The organism is Leptospira andrefontaineae (assembly GCF_004770105.1).
Lineage (GTDB): Bacteria > Spirochaetota > Leptospiria > Leptospirales > Leptospiraceae > Leptospira_B > Leptospira_B andrefontaineae.
This window is the reverse complement of the sequence record NZ_RQEY01000005.1, coordinates 594,419-611,223: the sequence shown is the minus strand read 5'-3', so window position 1 is coordinate 611,223 and position 16,805 is coordinate 594,419. Positions and strand designations below refer to the sequence as shown.

At 38.3% G+C, this 16,805-nt stretch carries 17 protein-coding genes; 9 read left to right on the top strand and 8 right to left on the bottom strand.

All coding sequences use genetic code 11. The features are described 5' to 3' along the window. The first annotated feature begins 463 nt into the window (after positions 1 to 463). The 3 genes from EHO65_RS04555 (at position 464) to EHO65_RS04545 (ending at position 3,123) form a co-directional block, all read left to right on the top strand. Positions 464 to 1,060, top strand: a complete 597-nt coding sequence (locus EHO65_RS04555) for an SCO family protein (protein WP_135772964.1) — start codon at positions 464 to 466, stop codon at positions 1,058 to 1,060. Between the two features lie 108 nt (positions 1,061 to 1,168). Continuing rightward, entirely contained in the window at positions 1,169 to 2,716 is a 1,548-nt protein-coding gene (locus tag EHO65_RS04550; RefSeq protein WP_135772963.1) for a methyl-accepting chemotaxis protein, read from the top strand. 125 nt (positions 2,717 to 2,841) lie between these two features. Further along, positions 2,842 to 3,123, top strand: coding sequence for a hypothetical protein (locus EHO65_RS04545; protein ID WP_008592446.1), 282 nt, complete (start codon positions 2,842 to 2,844; stop codon positions 3,121 to 3,123). An 88-nt stretch (positions 3,124 to 3,211) separates the two neighbouring features. On the opposite strand, the gene EHO65_RS04540 is transcribed toward EHO65_RS04545, so the two are convergent. The 3 genes from EHO65_RS04540 to EHO65_RS04530 all read right to left on the bottom strand — a co-directional run bounded on the left by EHO65_RS04540 (position 3,212) and on the right by EHO65_RS04530 (position 5,507). After that, complete coding sequence (locus EHO65_RS04540) at positions 3,212 to 3,874, bottom strand: hypothetical protein (protein WP_135772962.1); 663 nt, start codon at positions 3,872 to 3,874, stop codon at positions 3,212 to 3,214. 238 nt (positions 3,875 to 4,112) lie between these two features. Beyond that, on the bottom strand, positions 4,113 to 4,961 hold the full coding sequence (locus EHO65_RS04535; RefSeq protein ID WP_135772961.1) for a pectate lyase: 849 nt from the start codon (positions 4,959 to 4,961) through the stop codon (positions 4,113 to 4,115). 57 nt (positions 4,962 to 5,018) lie between these two features. Then, on the bottom strand, positions 5,019 to 5,507 hold the full coding sequence (locus EHO65_RS04530; protein WP_135772960.1) for a DoxX family protein: 489 nt from the start codon (positions 5,505 to 5,507) through the stop codon (positions 5,019 to 5,021). Between the two features lie 356 nt (positions 5,508 to 5,863). Between EHO65_RS04530 and EHO65_RS04525 the strand changes: the two genes are divergently transcribed. Genes EHO65_RS04525 through EHO65_RS04515 form a run of 3 tightly spaced genes read left to right on the top strand, consistent with a single transcriptional unit; the run spans position 5,864 to position 8,328 of the window. Next, on the top strand, positions 5,864 to 7,024 hold the full coding sequence (locus tag EHO65_RS04525; protein ID WP_135772959.1) for a glycosyltransferase: 1,161 nt from the start codon (positions 5,864 to 5,866) through the stop codon (positions 7,022 to 7,024). 32 nt (positions 7,025 to 7,056) lie between these two features. After that, complete coding sequence (locus EHO65_RS04520) at positions 7,057 to 7,599, top strand: DJ-1 family glyoxalase III (RefSeq protein WP_135772958.1); 543 nt, start codon at positions 7,057 to 7,059, stop codon at positions 7,597 to 7,599. Beyond that, complete coding sequence (locus EHO65_RS04515) at positions 7,600 to 8,328, top strand: SIR2 family NAD-dependent protein deacylase (protein ID WP_135772957.1); 729 nt, start codon at positions 7,600 to 7,602, stop codon at positions 8,326 to 8,328. Here EHO65_RS04515 and EHO65_RS04510 read toward each other — a convergent pair. Genes EHO65_RS04510 through EHO65_RS04500 form a run of 3 tightly spaced genes read right to left on the bottom strand, consistent with a single transcriptional unit; the run spans position 8,316 to position 11,419 of the window. Next, entirely contained in the window at positions 8,316 to 9,410 is a 1,095-nt protein-coding gene (locus EHO65_RS04510) for a DUF1574 domain-containing protein (RefSeq protein WP_135772956.1), read from the bottom strand. The genes EHO65_RS04515 and EHO65_RS04510 overlap by 13 nt on opposite strands. Before the next feature lie 13 nt (positions 9,411 to 9,423). After that, complete coding sequence (locus EHO65_RS04505; protein ID WP_135772955.1) at positions 9,424 to 10,923, bottom strand: MBOAT family O-acyltransferase; 1,500 nt, start codon at positions 10,921 to 10,923, stop codon at positions 9,424 to 9,426. Positions 10,924 to 10,927: 4 nt separating this feature from the next. Beyond that, positions 10,928 to 11,419, bottom strand: a complete 492-nt coding sequence (locus tag EHO65_RS04500) for an NYN domain-containing protein (RefSeq protein ID WP_208743981.1) — start codon at positions 11,417 to 11,419, stop codon at positions 10,928 to 10,930. Between the two features lie 74 nt (positions 11,420 to 11,493). Here EHO65_RS04500 and EHO65_RS04495 point away from each other — a divergent pair, with 74 nt between their 5' ends. After that, on the top strand, positions 11,494 to 12,342 hold the full coding sequence (locus EHO65_RS04495; protein WP_135772953.1) for a hypothetical protein: 849 nt from the start codon (positions 11,494 to 11,496) through the stop codon (positions 12,340 to 12,342). Positions 12,343 to 12,345: 3 nt separating this feature from the next. On the opposite strand, the gene EHO65_RS04490 is transcribed toward EHO65_RS04495, so the two are convergent. Then, positions 12,346 to 12,807 carry a PaaI family thioesterase gene (locus EHO65_RS04490; protein ID WP_135772952.1) on the bottom strand — a complete coding sequence of 154 codons (462 nt, stop codon included), beginning with the start codon at positions 12,805 to 12,807 and terminating at the stop codon, positions 12,346 to 12,348. A gap of 97 nt (positions 12,808 to 12,904) precedes the next feature. Between EHO65_RS04490 and EHO65_RS04485 the strand changes: the two genes are divergently transcribed. Both EHO65_RS04485 and EHO65_RS04480 read left to right on the top strand, forming a co-directional pair. Beyond that, positions 12,905 to 13,912 (top strand): patatin-like phospholipase family protein, encoded by a 1,008-nt coding sequence (locus EHO65_RS04485; protein WP_135772951.1) that lies wholly within the window; start codon positions 12,905 to 12,907, stop codon positions 13,910 to 13,912. 104 nt (positions 13,913 to 14,016) lie between these two features. Continuing rightward, positions 14,017 to 14,595: a TetR/AcrR family transcriptional regulator gene (locus EHO65_RS04480; RefSeq protein ID WP_135772950.1), complete on the top strand. Its 579-nt coding sequence runs from the start codon at positions 14,017 to 14,019 to the stop codon at positions 14,593 to 14,595. 222 nt (positions 14,596 to 14,817) lie between these two features. Here the strand turns inward: EHO65_RS04480 and EHO65_RS04475 are convergent, their stop codons facing one another. Next, entirely contained in the window at positions 14,818 to 16,731 is a 1,914-nt protein-coding gene (locus EHO65_RS04475; RefSeq protein WP_135772949.1) for an AMP-dependent synthetase/ligase, read from the bottom strand. Positions 16,732 to 16,805 lie beyond the last annotated feature (74 nt).

Sequence of the window (16,805 nt, the reverse complement as noted above, 5' to 3'; positions counted from 1 at the left end):
GGGCTGGGGGTGTAACAAATCGGTGAGTCACGCTACTCTATATGTTTTCGAAGAGTCTTCCTCTTCTTTCTAATTCAATTAACTCTAAATAATCTTAAGATCTGAGATACAATTCTCTATACGGATAACATGCGCGCATCCGCATGTTGGAATTCCTACGTCAGGATTAAGATTGCCCCCACCCAGGTTCGGGTGGAGGAGGTGGGCTCGTGGGAGAAGCCTTTCCCCTATATATCAAAAATCACAAAACATCAACTCTAATTTCCACCCACAACTCGTGTTGGAATTCCTACAAAATCAGTCCGAAGTCTAAATATTTTTTCCAAGAAATAACTTAAACTTAACATATTCATAAATAAATTTCCTTTAATTCATCCGGCCTTATTTTAGGAAATTTTTTGAATAAAAAGAAAGTTATTCGTCTTTGGTAATATTAGAGGGTTTTTAAATACCTCTCAGTAAAATGCAAACGGATATTTGGAAACTTGCTATAGGTGGATTAACGGTAATATTTCCGTTATTTTATTTTTTACCAAGTTCTTCTTCCGGAATGATGGAAGCAGACAGAAATCTTCCTGAATTTAGGATAAATGAAGAAGGTAATAGAACTTCAGATATACGCGAGACTCTTATCGGAAAAGAGAATCTGGTATATTTCGGATATCTAAACTGCAAGACAGTATGTCATGGTAGTTTGCAAAAATTGAAAAATCTAATTTCAAAACAAAAAGATCTAAGACTCGTATTTGTAAGTTTAGATCCGGAAAAGGATACAGAAGAACGTTTTGAAAAATATTTTTCTGATCTAAAAACGGAAACGAAATTTATCCGACTGGAGTCGAGGGGTAGGGCCTTCGAACTTGCACGACTTTTCGGAATTATGGCATTTTCTTCCAACAAGAACGGAGAGATAGATCATCCGGATTCAGTTCTTTGGGTAAATTCTCAGGGAAGGATCAAAGGATTAATTTTCGAATTTGATAAACATTGGGATCAAAATCCAAAAGAACTTATTCAATTCATAAGCGATAAAAAAGTACAAAAACCTCTAAACATCTAAGCGATTCATAAATAAACGAAAAATAAACCGGCATCCTTCGAATAGACGGACCGGAAACTAATAAAGTCCGGGACCGGACCTAAAAATAAAACCCTTTCGGGGAAATATATGAATCCGCCTCAGCACAAACAAAGTATCCAAGATACTGCCAAATTTAAATTCAAGGAAGAGACTAAGAAAGTAGATCGTTTCTTTTACATTCTTCTTTTGGCGCATATTCCTTTTGCATTTTTATTATCTTTAGAGTACGGGACATGGAAATTTGTTTTAAATTCCTCTATAATCATAACGATACTTTCAAGCATTGGCTTTTTGTTTGCACGAGGCCAATATATTCTGAGAATATTAAATGCGATTCTGATCATGGCCTGGTCGGGAATATTGATCCAGTCCCAGTTCGGACGAATAGAGATGCATTTCCACGTGTTCGTGGCATTGGCATTTCTTCTCTATTATAGAGATTGGAAAACACTTCTCCCTGGAGCATTGTATATCGCGGTCCACCATGGATTCTTGTCCTTCTGCCAAGGAATGGAATACAAAATTTCGGAAACTCCTATTATCATATTCAATTATGGAAACGGTTGGGACATCGTTCTATTACATGCAATTTTTGTGATTTTCGAGACCGGAATATTGATCTACTTCTCGGCAACATTCAAAAGAGAATTTTTGAACCAGGTAATCAATCTGGCGGAACTTGAAGAAGTCCGAAAATATAATGTTTCCATACAGGGAGAAGTTCGAGAAAAATCCGAATCCGTTAACAGGATTTTAGAAGGATTAGTCCAAAGTTCGGCAACCGTTGCAGATAAAACGAGTGACCAAGCTAATAGTTTAGAAGAAATTAATGCAAGTACGAACCAGATCGCAGAGGCAATCTCAGACGTATCCGATTCAGCGAAAAAACAGTTAGAAGCGACCAGAACCTTGGAAAATTCTTTTCAAAATCTGGAAATCAGTTTTCAGGATATGGAAGCAGGGCTTGTTTCTACGAAAGCATTATTCGAAACAGCATGGAAACACGCGAGAGAATCAGAAGAAAGTCTGATGGCGATCGAAAAATCCATCAAAAGAATAGAATCCAGTTCTTCCAGCACTAGTGCTAAACTCGGAACAATCACCGATATTGCAGATAAAGTAAACCTTCTTGCATTAAACGCTTCGATCGAAGCAGCAAGAGCGGGGGAACATGGAAGAGGATTCGCTATAGTCGCAGACGAGATCTCAAAACTGGCAGACCAAACTGCAAGCACTATTAAAGAAATTTCCAAATTGATCCGAGATGGAAAGGAAGAAATGACAAAGAACACGGATATAGTTCAATCCGGCACAAAAACCATTTCATTGATCTTGGGTGATGTTGATTCTATCAAAGAAAGTCTGGATTCTTTCTTTTCGCTCTTAGGAAAGCAAACGAATATTCGAGTCACTGTGGCGGGCGCTCTATTCAACGCTGGAGAAATTTCCCAAAATGTTCATAAAGCAACAGACGCAGAGAAGAAAAGTTTAGAGGAGATCCGAAACTTTTTAGATCGAATCCAGAATTCAAATGCGATCATAGCCACTCAGGCAGTTGAGGCAGCAGACCAAGCTCGAAAATGTGAGGAATTAAGCGATTCTTTACAAAAACAGGTCCAAGAATTCAAAGCCTAAACCTATAAAACTGAAACGCAGAAATTTATTTCTAAACTTAGATAGAATTTTTCATTCTGAAAAATTTTTCGTTTGAAATATTTTCTTTCCAAATGGAAAGTTCCTATTTGTTTTCGGACCTTACCATGAAAAAGTTTCTGTTTATCTCTGCTTCCGCATTAGCCGTTGCAGTCTTTTTAGCAATTCCAGGCACTATTAGCTCCCAAAGCGGAGATATTGAAGCTGCTATCCAAGCTGCTTGCAACCGTTTAGTTGAAGGTGGACTCTATAAAAGTTGTAAACCAGCCCCAGGATTCTCACTCGGACAAGGCTATTACAGTCAATCCGCTCAAATCAAATGCCAATGTGAAAACAAATCCGATAACGGAAAAACGATCGTTACCATTTCTCTCTGGCAAGGATATTAATTCTTTCGTATCTCCTGGCTTTTTCACATCTATAATCGTGTAGAACTTGGAAAAGTCAGGATTATGTCCCACGTTTTAGAAAGAGACCTTATTTAGTACATTTTTTTAGCTCTTTTCTTTTCGCTATAATATTCGAAATCACGTCCTTAACGACATCACGATAATAATATTGTCCTTCTTTTTGATCGTCTCCCGCCCAAAAAAAGAAAACTAAAGGTAACCATAGCCAAGATCTGACCTCATGCAGGTAAGTTTTTCTAAATAGCAATTTCTGGTCCTCAAAAGCAGAAACATCGAAACTTTCCAACGCGGTCAATCTACTGGGTAAGATACTCAAGGTCATTGTAGAAAGAAGTCTTCCGGCATAACCAAGAGCAGAATAACTAATCTTATTATTGATTTGAATAAATACTCCTTTTTGGACTTCCGTTCCTTGTTTATCGTTAGATGAAAGGATCCCTGATTCGTTAAAAACCTCTTTTGCCATTACATCCAAAACCGGATGAGATTGGCCGTTATATTTATCTTCTGTAACCTTGATATTCGTTCGTTTGCCGTCAGCAGATTGCTCTGTGTTAATATCAGGAGGAAGTCCGTTGATTAAAGTTTTAAAGGCAACAACACTCAAACAGGACGAAGGTTCTACATTATTCCGAGAAAGAACCGGATCAAGAGTATGATAGTATAGGCAATTGAAACTTACACACGTTAACAACCCAACGATCAAAATAGCATTGATAGAAGCTTTCATAATCAGCCATTATAGATAGGCCAAAATCGATTCAGTCAAGAAGAGTAAATAACTTCATCGGAATTCATCCCTAGCAACCGGGGATTCACAAGAACCTCACGTTCATGAATTACTGAGCGATAAAATCTAATGAGACATAATACCTATTATCGGAAGTTGGGAATATTCCTGTAAAAGGCGAATTCTATCAAAAAAAGCCGATTTCGTCGAAGTGCCGACAAATCTTCTTCTTTACCCCTCAAAAATCACTCAGATCATCATGCAGGATCAAATCATCCAGATATACATTCGCATAATCAGTCCGGATCCCGGAAGTTCCCCAGCTAAAAGTTCCATCTGTAATAGATAGTTGCAGAACATTATCCACATAAAAATCGATATGATTTCCGATCGCTACTAAGGTTAACTTGTACCATTGTTTTGTATTGAAAGCCTTTGGATTTCCCGCCTGATCCTTTAGGGTTCCAGTTGCCAAGGTTGTATAAGTTCCACAAAGTTTTTTCTTAAAATAAACAGATCCATCGCTTCGAAGTGACGCAGCATATAGATCGTTTTCAGTTCTGTATCTTGTGAAAAGATGAATTCCCTGCCAATTATCGGAAGATTCCTGCCAAGAATCTATATAGAACCGAGCCTCCAGTACCTGATCAGTCCATTTTACACGGGAACCATTATGCAGACCTTGGATTAACATTCTGAAATTATAATCTTCTGTTTTCGCCCTTTTATAAACACCGTTGGAAAGATGTTTGGATACCAAAGTCCCTGAAGTAACTTCTAAATGAGATTGCAAAGACTTATTAGAGCTGGTTTCTATCACCGTTCCATCCGCATACGTTTCGAAACCCTCGAAAGAAACTACGGTTGGAGTTTGCCAAGGATAGGCTTCGCTTGATCCGCTGGGATAATAACCTGTACCCGGAAAAAATTCATAAGTTCCTGGTGGATTACAAGAACTCGCCTCCAATCGATTAATAGTTTGAGAAGAAGAATCTAAAACTTGTTCCAGAACGACATTCATTCCGAAATCAAAAACGCCCAAGTACAGAAAACTAGCAAAGACTAACATTCTTAAGGTGGAAGCCATCTTGTCACCCATCCAATTATTTTCGACCCGAGATCAGATACCTCCTGGCTTTGAAAGTCAAGCTGTTAACAATCTCTTCTTTAAAATAGAATCCAAAGAAAAGTGACCTGCTCCAGAGAAATATAGAAATAAACATCCAAGCGCCTGCGAATACTCGGATCGAATCTCATGTAGTACTGCCCAAATTCCGAAAATCGGCGGAGCTTGTGGTGGTAACAAAGGAGAAGTTCCGGATAATAGAGGTAATTTCGTTAAATACATTGCAACGAGCATTTGTATAATAAATACGAAGCTTAATGGCTTTGTCAAAATTCCGAGTACCAGCATCGTCCCGCCTAAAATTTCCAAACCTCCAATAAGAGACGTTGTCATTTCTGGATGTAAAAATCCTAGTTTAGTAAATCTACCGATCCCTTGATTTACAAAGAGGAATTTGATAAGTCCTTCCCAAATAAAAACTCCCCCTACAAGGATCCGAATAATTACATTATATCTGCCACCCTCCTCAATTCGAAAAAAATGATTCACTAAATTGCTTAAAAGCATAGCTTCTCCTTCGGTTTGTGCAACGGTCGAATAATTGATACCATTGCGATATAAACTGTTTTACAGTTAGAAGTTAAAACGATACAAAAAGTAGAAAGAATACGATAACGCCAGAACCAACGGTAAAATTAAGAGTCTAAACTTTATTATGCTGGCGAAGCATATATACTCGAACCCCATCAACAAGACTACAAACCGTAGTATATTTTTAGACCGTATTATAAAATCTGAATAGACCGGTTTCTACTTCCATCATACAGCCAATACTTCGGTCTGGAAAATTATTTTAACTAGTATGTAATCAATTAATTACTTAAAATATTGAATTGAAATCTTTATGATAGAAATTTGGTCTTATGCGACCATCCGTTTCTGTTATTCTTCCTACATACAATGAAAGCAAAAACCTACCTATTGCTGCAGATAGGATTACTAGATCTTTATCCGATTACAATCATGAGATCATCGTGGTGGATGATGATAGCCCTGACCATACTTGGGAAATTGCAGAACATCTACAGGAAAGTATCCCACAACTCAAAGTGATCCGTAGATTAAGCGGCAAAGGTTTATCTTCTGCAGTTTTAACAGGCATGGGCGCCGCAGAAGGAGAAGTTTTCGTGGTGATGGATTCCGACCTTCAACATGATGAAAAAATCCTTCCGGAGATGATCCGTTCTTTTTACGAAAGAGATGTGGATCTTTGTTTAGGAACAAGATACGCCAAAGGTGGTTCCACCGGAAAATGGTCTTTGGCCAGAATTGGTATTAGCAGATTTGCAACTTTCTTAGCAAAAGGCCTTTTGGGTCTTCCTGTGTCGGATCCGATGAGCGGTTATTTCGGGATCAAACGTTCCGTATATTCTGAAACTAAAAACTCAATCAACCCAAGAGGTTTTAAGATCCTTTTAGAATTTTTAGGAAGAAGTAAAGAAAATCTTAAAATAGAAGAGATCCCTTATACTTTCCAAACTAGAATGTATGGAGAAACAAAACTGAATAATTCAGTAATCAAAAATTTCTTTTTGGCAATCTTAGATATTCGTTTTGGAAAATGGATCTCCCCTACATTCCTGTTCTATTCACTCGTTGGAGCAAGCGGAGTACTCGTAAACTTAGTAGGATTTTTAATCGCTGAATTATGCAAATTTCCGGAAGTCCGAACAGGGATCTCCTTTTTAGATCCTTTTTCACTTTCCGTATTTTTCGGGATCGAACTTTCGATCTTGTCCAACTTCTTCTTAAATAACTATTTTACTTTTTATGAAAGAAGGTATTCTGGAAAAAATTTAGCCTTCGGGTTCCTATTATTCCATTTAGTAAGTATGGTAGGAATTTTGGTACAAATGTCCGCATTTCATTTTATCTACTATTCTATCTTCAAACAATGGAATGGAGCCTCTGAGCTTGCCTTAAAATTCAGCGCAGATATTCTTTCGATTCTAACTGCGATGGTTTCGAATTATTTCTTGAATTCCAATCTGACTTGGTCTAAAAAGCCTGAAGAAGAAGGTTAACTGCCTTCTCATTCAAGATCGGAGAGAAGAATATGCCCAAGGTGCTCGTTCCTTTTACAGATGGAATGGAAGAAATGGAAGCGGTTATCGTAGTCGATGTGCTTCGTAGAGCTGGGATTGACGTAGTTTCCGCCGGGATCTCCACAAATACCGTTATTGCATCCAGAGGAGTAAAATTAGTCTCCGATTCTCTTTTGTCAGATATTGATCCTACTAATTTTGACATGATCGTTTTACCTGGAGGAAACCAAGGTACCAAAAACCTGAATGCGAGCCCCTTAGTTTCGGAAATATTAAAAAAATTTAAAAAAGAAGACAGATGGATCGGCGCGATCTGCGCAGCGCCAAATGTTCTGCTTACTCATAATATTCTTCAAAACCAAAAATTCACCGCATTTCCTGGAAGTGTACCCACGGACGAAAAATACACTGGATCCAGATTAGAACTCTCTGATAAAATCTTAACTAGTATTGGCCCGGGTTCTGCATTCGAATTCTCTTTAAAAATTGTGGAACTTCTTTCCGGAATAGAAAAGAGAAAAGAAGTAGAAAAGAACTTACACCTTCCTTCCTAAATGAAAATTTCTGAACAGTTAAAAGACAGATTCAAAAATTCCAAAAATATTTTGGCACTTACAGGAGCTGGAATTTCCGCAGAAAGTGGAGTTCCTACATTTAGAGGAAAGGAAGGGCTCTGGAAACAGTATAGAGCCGAAGAACTTGCAACTCCCCAGGCATTTCAAAGAGATCCAAAACTAGTTTGGGAATGGTATATTTGGAGAATGGAATTGATCTCAACTAAGTCTCCGAATCCTGCACATTTTGCACTCGCAGATTTAGAAAAGAAAAGATCAAATTTCAATCTAATTACTCAAAACGTAGATGGTCTTCATAAAAAGTCAGGTTCCGAAAAGATCATTGAGATCCATGGAAATATTTTTAGGAATAGATGCGTAAGTTGTAACCGAACTTATGATTCGGATCCTTCTAAACTCAAAACCTCTACGAAATGTGAAAGCTGTAATAGTTTAGTTAGACCTGACGTTTTATGGTTTGGAGAGTCTTATGATACCGATCTTCTGAATCGTGCAGTTTCCCTCTCAGAGAAATCGGAGATTATTTTTGTAATCGGTTCATCCGGAGCCGTAGGAATTCCGGTAGAGCTTGCTAGGATCGCAAAAGAAAACGGGGCATTCGTAGTAGAGATCAATATTGACCCAAGCGGTTATAGCAGATACGCGGATCTATTCTTACAGGGAAAAGCGGGAGAAATCCTCCCGGAACTTATCAATTATTTCGTTTGAGTTTTCGGAAAGGTTTCTTCTAACTTTTTGAAGATATAATCTCCGAATACAGGAAAACAATTCGGGGACATATGACCTGGATCTGCAAATTCTTCACAATTATAGTTTGGATCTTCATTCATATTCCAAAAAGTAGTACCAGTTTCCTGGTTAAACTTTTCTACGATCGGTTTCCAAACCTCCATTGGAGTTTTGAGCCCTTCCGAAGTTTCGACCTTTCTAGTCACATACAAATTAAAATAAGGCCTAGCAACCCTTACCCAAATAGTAGCATAAGGAACATTATATTCTTTCAATATATGTATAGAATCCTTTTGCATTTCGAACATATTCGTATGGAATGTATACGGTTTTAGATAGGAATAAAAATCCGTTTCGGAGGCTTGTACAAGTTGCTCATCCGTATGTTTTTGATTTACTAACGCTCTTGGAGTACTTCCTTTTTCTTCCTTTAATAAGGTAAGTATTTCTTGCACAGCTGCTTTATAAACCTTTGCCAAAGCGGAAGAATTTTGCATTCTTTCCGAAATTCTCCATAACTTAGGCCTGTCTCTATATGTATGGAACAGATGTTTGGAAATATATACGGACAATTCTTCCCTGGAATATTTAGTCCAATGTCTCAATATAAATTCGGAGGAAAGTCCGTGAATTAGGACCTCGTCGAGGGCAAGAACCGGAGTTTTATTATAAATTTCTAATGATTGGTCTAAAAGTACAAAATCAGGTCTTATACCGTCCGATTGAAATTTTTCTATCCAATATAAGAAATAATCTGGAGACCCGCCTGGAACTGAAAAATTATAAAGTACCCAGTCCGGATGTTTTTTCTCTAATTCTCTGGTCGGAAGTAAAAGTGCTCTGGAATTTCCAAAGAATACCAATGTCTTTTTACGAGTCGCTGGATCTTTTTTTAAATATTCTTTCAGATCCGAATATAGATCTTCTTTGCTGATAAAATTCAGATGAGATAACGTATTTGAATAATAATACTGAAAAAATTCTAAGGTGAACAACCTGTCCAAGCCTAAAGCGATCAAAAGAACGAGTAGAGGAAGAAGTAAGAATATATTCTTTTTCATAATTTTTTCCGACCTAGAACTGGCAATAGATACAGGCCCCGGAATCCTCCGATAATAATGCGATCGCAAATACTGTCACCACTCCACAGGCAACAAGAAGCCAATCTTTACCACTTCCCCATTTTAATAATAAATCCTTTCTAGATTGGATCCAATGAAACACAATAAATCCCAAATAAGAATATCCTATCTTCTCAATATTCTTCATGGATTCCAAAATAAATGGAGAAGGTCCTGTAACTAAAGAAATTGAATTTTCTATCCAACCTAATCCGAAGGATTGTAAGGATGCAGAAAGATAATCTTGTGTATTCGTAATAAGTCCAGTAACATGTTGTAACATCTTTGTCGCTGAGTTTGCCCTGAACAAGATCGCACTAAAGGAGAATAAACAGAATACGAACTGTATTCTTAAAAAATTGAGAATTTTACTTTTTGAATCTTCATCATTCCAACCAAACTTGCCGACCAAAAATCTTTCGAATGCAAGTATGACTCCCCAATAGAATCCCCAGGCGATAAATGTATAATCCGCTCCATGCCAAACACCACCCACGGTCATAGTGATGATCAGATTTAGATATGTGCGCCATTCTCCTTTTTTGCTTCCACCCAAAGGAAAATAGATATAATCACGAAGCCAGAAAGAAAGACTCATATGCCATCTCTGCCATAACTCTCTTCCTGATGGAGAAAACAAAGGTGCGTTGAAATTTTCCGGAAGTTCAAATCCAAAATACAAACCTACCGCTCTTGCCATATCGGTAAGTCCTGAAAAATCGCAATATACTTGGATCGCATATCCGAATGCAGCTAAAACAAGTGAAATATTATCATACTGACCTGGATTTCCGAAGACCGGAGCAATCACTCCAGCTACAGGATCAGCTATCAGTATTTTTTTGATCAGGCCCGAGATCATAAGATAAGAAGCACGAACGATCTTATCCTTGTCCGGACTTAAATGTCCTATATTTACAAAATAATCCTTGGTCCTTAAAATTGGTCCTACGATCAATACTGGGAAAAATATTACGAAACCAAGATATTGTTTAAGACCGATCAACTCCCCTTCCGGTTTTCTATAAGCGTCTACAGCTGCTGCGATCATTTGGAAGCTGTAAAAACTCACGGCTAAAGGAAGAGAGATCTGTAATATTCGAGGGACTTCTTCAAAGAATGGATACTGAGTAAGGTCGAAAAGTATCCTATTCATAAAATAGAAATATTTGAAGAAACCTAGATTGATAGCGTTCAATAGAACTGCAAATATCATCCAGGCTTTAGACTTTGCTGAAGTTTTGATCTTAAAGTAAGCGAGGTAATTGAATAATACGATAATTAAGAAATGGAGAAAAAAATAGATCCCACTTAAAATAGTCGAAGAAGCTACTATATAAAAGATACCGCTGGAAATGAGTAGAAAATCGGATCTTTTCTTTTCAGGAAGAAGCCAATAGATAGAATAAACGATTGAGAAAAAAACGAAAAATAAGATCGAATTGTAGAGCACTCTTTTACTTTCCCTTCTTGAATAGTTCCTTCCAGTAGAGAATCTCTCCCGGAGAAAGTTTTGCGCCAGAGTCTTTTTCTTCCCGAGTCGGTTTTTCAGCTAAGGCGCTTTCTATTTTTTTTACGAACTCTTCGGATAGTATAGGTTTTGTTCCTAGTCTTTTTGCAAAAGCCAAAATTTCCTGATCGGAGGTTACTACGAATAGATCCGCGGGCCTCGGAGCAAATTTGATATATTCTTTGATCAAATCGTCCGCCTTTCTGTCCAAACTGAAATAAACTTGTATTTTTCCGTACAAATCTTCTTTGGTTTCGTTCCCTTTTTCTTTTTTACCGTCGAAGAAAACATGGACCTTAGGACTTTTTAGTTTAGAAGAATAAGATTCCAAAATTCTCAAGAGGCCAACTCTGGCATCCCTTAATCGATTGGAATACATATACTCTTCCAATTCAGGAATTTTGTAAATCAGGTTGAAACCGTCTACGACTAAATGCATCCCTTTAAAACTAGTGACCAGAATGTATGTTTTGGAAAAACTTGTAAACACCGAACCGAATCGGACAATGGCACATGGCGGAAGCAAATTCCCAACCGGCAAAATCATCTAAAATCCGAAACTTCATACGAACAGTAAAATATTGGAGAAGTGTTTTGCCGGGGACTGCAAGAGATTATTTTCTTTTAGGCCTTGCTACAATCGATGTATTCTTCTTATTATTCGTAAACTCATATAAGGAATTCATCCACAAGGATATTCCTGCCTATGTTCTAGCATTCGATCTATTCGTGATATTTTTATGGGGAATAGAAGTTTGGATCAAGGTCCGCCAAAAAAAAGACATCAAAAAGTATTTAAGGACCAATTGGTACGAACTGATCGGTATAGTTCCTCTTTATTTCCTCCGACCATTCTTACTTTTAAGAGGTGTCAAACTAGCGATAGCATTTTATAGATTCGGGACTTCCGGACAAAATGTGAGCGAAGTATTAACTCGTGAGATCACTTTTAGATTTAGAGATGTAATCGTAGATACAATCGCAGATGCAGTATTTCTACATTCTTTGGAAAGAGTGGAAGAAGTGATGCTCCGACTAGATTATAGTCAGCTTGCGAAAGAAGCAATTTCCAAACATAATGATCAACTTAACTCTAAAGTAAACGAATCCTTACAATCCAAGTTTTTATTGGAAGAATTATCCAAGATACCTTTCATGTCACAGATCTCTCATAAATTGGGAGAAGATATCGGAAGAATGATCGCTGAAGTTTTAGAAACGGAAGTGATCGGTGATATCATGAAAGATATCACCGCAAACATCCTGAAAGAGATGGCGGAACACGTGAAAAAACTTCCTTTAGAGAGGATCACGGAACCGAAAGAAGAAATTTCATCTCCTCCTTCAATCCCGGAAACTTAAGTATCAAGCAGCTCCACTAGGAAGTCTTAAGATCAAGACTTGAGTTGTCGATTTTGCAAGAAGTTTACCTTCTTCATCAAAGGCTTCTCCTTCTAGATATATATGTTGGTTACCTCTCGCCACTACCTTTGCCTGCACAGTGATCCTTTGGTTTTCCTTCACCATACGAATATAACTAACGCTTAATTCTAAAGTAGTAGTAGGTTTACCCGCGGCCAAATAACATAAAGGACCGAAAGTATTATCGAATGCTGCCGCTAAAAACCCGCCTTGGAAAACTCCCATCGGATTGGAGAATCTAGGCTCTATATAAAAACTACAAACCATCTCCTTCTTACGTACATAAGAAACGAATTCACCGGATAGTTCTTTAAAAGCAGGAGGAGGAACTTTCAAGCCGGGTGCGGCCTTGGAAAACTTCTCCCATTCTTTCTGCATATCTTCTAAATCTTTTTGATTCGCCAAGCTTACTCTCCTAGTCTATATTCCGATCTTGTAAAGAAATTGGATTCGGGCAAATTAAAATTGCCATGATTTGGTTACACAACCATTATGTAGGAAAATGAACCCGCTCTTTTCCTTAGAAACCAAATTAAAAAACGGCTTCCGGACCGCATGGCAAGAATTAGGAACAAAGAAGGAAATCGCTCTTGCAATTGCAGGAGGCGGGATCAAAGCGTTTTACGGGTTAGGCTTTGCATATACACTAAGAACCTGGGGTCTAAAAATTAGGGAAGTTTCCGGAGTGAGCGCCGGAGCCGCAATGGCCATCAGTACCTTATCCGAAACGGAAGAAGATAGTTCGAATTATTTCCAGGAATTAACTAAGCGAAATCCTAAAAACTTTTATTGGAATCGACTTCTTAGGATCAGCGCCCCCTTCCCCCATCATAGTATCGCGAGAAGAACCGTCGAATACTGTCTCCGATTTTCCAAACTTATCTCCAAATCTGCAAAGATCAGGATCCACACAGTAGAAATCCCGAATGAAAGTTTAGATAAAAACAAAAAAGGCCAACCAATCCAAAGGATCCTTTTTGCAAAGGCCGCTTCTATTATCCGAGCCTATTTTAAGGATGAAACTTTAAGGAGAAAGGGAGAACAACCTTTTGCAGTACTGCAAAAAATGAAAGATTGGGGATGGAGAGAAAAAGTTTTTACGGAGAAGGACCTAACCGATCCGGAAACAATCACCCAGATCGTGATGAACTCTTGCTCTGCATTCCCGGTTTTGCCTCTTCAAAGTTTTAACGGAAATTATTATCTGGATGGGGGCTTAACTAATAATCTTCTACTTGAAAACTTCTCCTCCGACCTGCCTAAGATAGGAGTATTCTATGAGCCTACAACTTTAGTTGGAAAATCAGCGACGGTCTTATCCGACACTTTACTTGTTTCTCCGGAAGGACCATTTATAGAGCAAGGGTTTGACTATACAAACCCGAACCTTGTGAGGCAGGCATTCGAGACAGGACGTAAGGATGCAGAAGAACAAAAGGAAAGGATCTTAGATCATCTGGACCCAAACTGGAAAAAACACTTGCATTCTTTTTTCGAACAAATAAAATAATTAACTTGCTCCTAAAAATGACAGGGCCTATTCCCTTTCTTTCTCGAAGGAGCCTTAGAACTAGCGAAAACGGTAAATAGAAAAAACTCTTCAGGACCCAAGAAATGCCTAAAATCGTAAACCACGAAAAATACAAAGCCGAGATTCTCTCCAAGTGTGTGGATATTTTGGCCAGGCGAGGGTATTCGGCTGTCTCCATGAGAGAAATCGCTACCGAATTGGATGTTTCTACAGGAACTCTCTACCATTACTTCGCCACTAAAGAAGATATATTTAAAGAACTCGTAAAGTTCGTATTAAATAAAGACATCGAAGAGTTACAAGTTTATTCAAAGGGAGAAGATAACCAAACCATCGAAAAAAGAGTAGAAGCACTCTTTACAATGGTAAAGGACAGAGAGACCTATTTCCAGAATCTTCTCTATATCATCTGTGACGTTTCTAGATTAAAAAATCATGAAGAAGAGAAACAACTGATCGCAGAAGCTATGAAAGAATACGTGACTATCATCACAAAACATTTAGGTATCACGAACCCAAACCTAAACAGACTTTTGATCAGTATTATTTTAGGAACTGTTGGCCAACGGATTGTAGACCAAGAATCCATTAAACTGGATGAAGTGGCTGAAGTGGTGAAAGATTTTATGGGAGTGGTTCTCGCGAACACTTTTACTTTCTGAAATTTTAAATTTCAAAGCCAGTGAGAGTTGCGAGAGTTTCTTTTATATTCTGAGAATGGACGGTTTGTTGGAATTCCAACAAGAGTAGCGTTTGAAAAATCAGTTGTAGAAATTAGGATTTTGTGATATAGAGACGGAGCGCTCTCCCACGAGCCACTCCCCTCCACCCAAAACCAGGGCGGGGGAGCGCTGGGAACTGTTGGAACTCCAACACAAATTTACTTATCTCAGAACTTCTTCTTTTTTACCTGAATAAATATCTCTGATCAATCCTGAATATTTATCTGTCACGACATGTCGTTTTACTGAAAGTTTCGCAGTAAGTTCATCTCCGGTCTCGAATGGTTTAGGTAATAATCTAAAGTCCACTACCCTTTCAAAAGATTTGAATCCATTCGTTGCAGAAATCGCATTTTTGATCACTGCTTGGATCTTGACTGCACATTTTGCTTCTTCTTCCGCAGAAGTAAAACCCACTCCTGGTTTGTAATCCGGGAAAAATTCAGGATTGGGAACAATCAAAGCTGAAAGATATTTTTGGTCCTGACCGATCACCATACATTGTAGTATGAATTCTGACTGGCTCAGAATATTCTCTATCGGGACAGGCTCCACATTCTCGCCGCCCAACAGAACAATTGTTTCTTTTGTTCTTCCTACAATTTTCAAACAATCATTATAGCTCATCATCCCAAGGTCTCCGGTATTGAACCATCCGCCGTTCATCACTTTACGAGTATTTTCCTCATCGTGATAATATCCAGACATGACCTGATCCCCTTTCACGTGGATCTCTCCTTTGACACTGTATCCTTTTGGTCCACCTTCTTCGGTTGTCCAAAGAATTTTAGAAGTATTCGGGTCAACAACTCTGAGAGAAGTTCCCTTATACAAAGGCCCCACTGTTCCCATTACTGCTTCATCCAAAATACGAACAGAGATTACAGGAGAAGTTTCAGTAAGACCATATCCTTCCAAAACCTGGATTCCGATTGCGTTGAAAAATTTATCCACATGGATAGGAAGAGCTCCTCCACCTGAAACAGTTCCTTTCAATTTTCCACCGGTAGCTTGACGGATCTTTTTCAGAACAATCAGATCTAATAATGTCGCGGGAAGAATATTCAGAATATATTGTAAAACTTTGAATATTCCTACAAATGAAGAAACGATCGCATTTCTTCCAGTCAGATCTAATTCTCTAAATCCCAACCAACGTTTTGCTGATTGAATATTAGAAGAAAAGAATAGAGCTGCATGAAATAGACTTTGTTTTACACTTGAAGACTTAGCAACAGTCGCATAAATTCCCTGATAAACACTTTCCCAAAGCCTAGGCGCAGATGCCATAAATGTTGGTTTTACTTTTTTAAGATCTTCTTTTAAGGTTCTAACGGAAGAATAGTATGTTCCAGCTCCGAAATGGATACATACCATCTCGAACATTCTTTCGAAACTATGCCAGACTGGAAGAATGGAAAGTATCCTTTCTCCTGCTTCCAATTTGATAGGAATTCTATTGATCTGAGACATTATATTTTTATGAGTTAAAGGAACTCCTTTCGGACGCCCAGTAGTTCCTGCAGTATAGATCAGTGTAAAAAGATCTTCCTCCTGGATCTGAGAAATTCTATTCTCTATCTCACGGTTGCCCTTTTCTCTCAATTCTTTTCCTCTTTCTATCAGATCCCAGAACCTAAGTTCTTTTCCAGTTCCCTTAGCATTCTTATCTATTAGAATAATTGTATGTACATTCTGGAGAGCACTTTGGTTTTGGTAGAGTTTCTTTAGGACTGAATCATTCTCAGCAAATACGATCGTTGCCCCACTATGAGGAAGAATATGGTTCAAATCCGAATCGGTAACATCTGTGCCTCTTGGAACATCTGCCCCACCTGCCATCACGATCGCGTAATCGGTAATGATCCATTCCAAGCGGTTATCTGCAAGAACGGCAGCATGCCCTTTATACGGAAATTCCAATTCTATAAGTGCAGTCCCAAGCTGTAATCCTAACTCGTACAATTCTGAATAGCCTACAGAATCAAATTCTCCCGATGAATTTTTAGTCAGAAACGCGGGCTGATTCCCATATTTATTTTTGGACGATTGATATAAATCGGCAAGAGTTTTCATGCCACCTCCTAGGATGGAGGAAAGTATAGGGTGGACTTGGATATTTGTCGTCCTGGCGTATAACTCAGGACGTA

What these genes read in the sequence shown, in the direction of transcription:
- EHO65_RS04555 (WP_135772964.1), top strand. Translation starts at nt 464, where the DNA reads ATGCAAACGGATATTTGGAAACTTGCTATAGGTGGATTAACGGTAATA.
- EHO65_RS04550 (WP_135772963.1), top strand. Translation starts at nt 1,169, where the DNA reads ATGAATCCGCCTCAGCACAAACAAAGTATCCAAGATACTGCCAAATTT.
- EHO65_RS04545 (WP_008592446.1), top strand. Translation starts at nt 2,842, where the DNA reads ATGAAAAAGTTTCTGTTTATCTCTGCTTCCGCATTAGCCGTTGCAGTC.
- EHO65_RS04540 (WP_135772962.1), bottom strand. Translation starts at nt 3,874, where the DNA reads ATGAAAGCTTCTATCAATGCTATTTTGATCGTTGGGTTGTTAACGTGT.
- EHO65_RS04535 (WP_135772961.1), bottom strand. Translation starts at nt 4,961, where the DNA reads ATGGCTTCCACCTTAAGAATGTTAGTCTTTGCTAGTTTTCTGTACTTG.
- EHO65_RS04530 (WP_135772960.1), bottom strand. Translation starts at nt 5,507, where the DNA reads ATGCTTTTAAGCAATTTAGTGAATCATTTTTTTCGAATTGAGGAGGGT.
- EHO65_RS04525 (WP_135772959.1), top strand. Translation starts at nt 5,864, where the DNA reads ATGCGACCATCCGTTTCTGTTATTCTTCCTACATACAATGAAAGCAAA.
- EHO65_RS04520 (WP_135772958.1), top strand. Translation starts at nt 7,057, where the DNA reads ATGCCCAAGGTGCTCGTTCCTTTTACAGATGGAATGGAAGAAATGGAA.
- EHO65_RS04515 (WP_135772957.1), top strand. Translation starts at nt 7,600, where the DNA reads ATGAAAATTTCTGAACAGTTAAAAGACAGATTCAAAAATTCCAAAAAT.
- EHO65_RS04510 (WP_135772956.1), bottom strand. Translation starts at nt 9,410, where the DNA reads ATGAAAAAGAATATATTCTTACTTCTTCCTCTACTCGTTCTTTTGATC.
- EHO65_RS04500 (WP_208743981.1), bottom strand. Translation starts at nt 11,419, where the DNA reads ATGCATTTAGTCGTAGACGGTTTCAACCTGATTTACAAAATTCCTGAA.
- EHO65_RS04495 (WP_135772953.1), top strand. Translation starts at nt 11,494, where the DNA reads ATGGCGGAAGCAAATTCCCAACCGGCAAAATCATCTAAAATCCGAAAC.
- EHO65_RS04485 (WP_135772951.1), top strand. Translation starts at nt 12,905, where the DNA reads ATGAACCCGCTCTTTTCCTTAGAAACCAAATTAAAAAACGGCTTCCGG.
- EHO65_RS04480 (WP_135772950.1), top strand. Translation starts at nt 14,017, where the DNA reads ATGCCTAAAATCGTAAACCACGAAAAATACAAAGCCGAGATTCTCTCC.
- EHO65_RS04475 (WP_135772949.1), bottom strand. Translation starts at nt 16,731, where the DNA reads ATGAAAACTCTTGCCGATTTATATCAATCGTCCAAAAATAAATATGGG.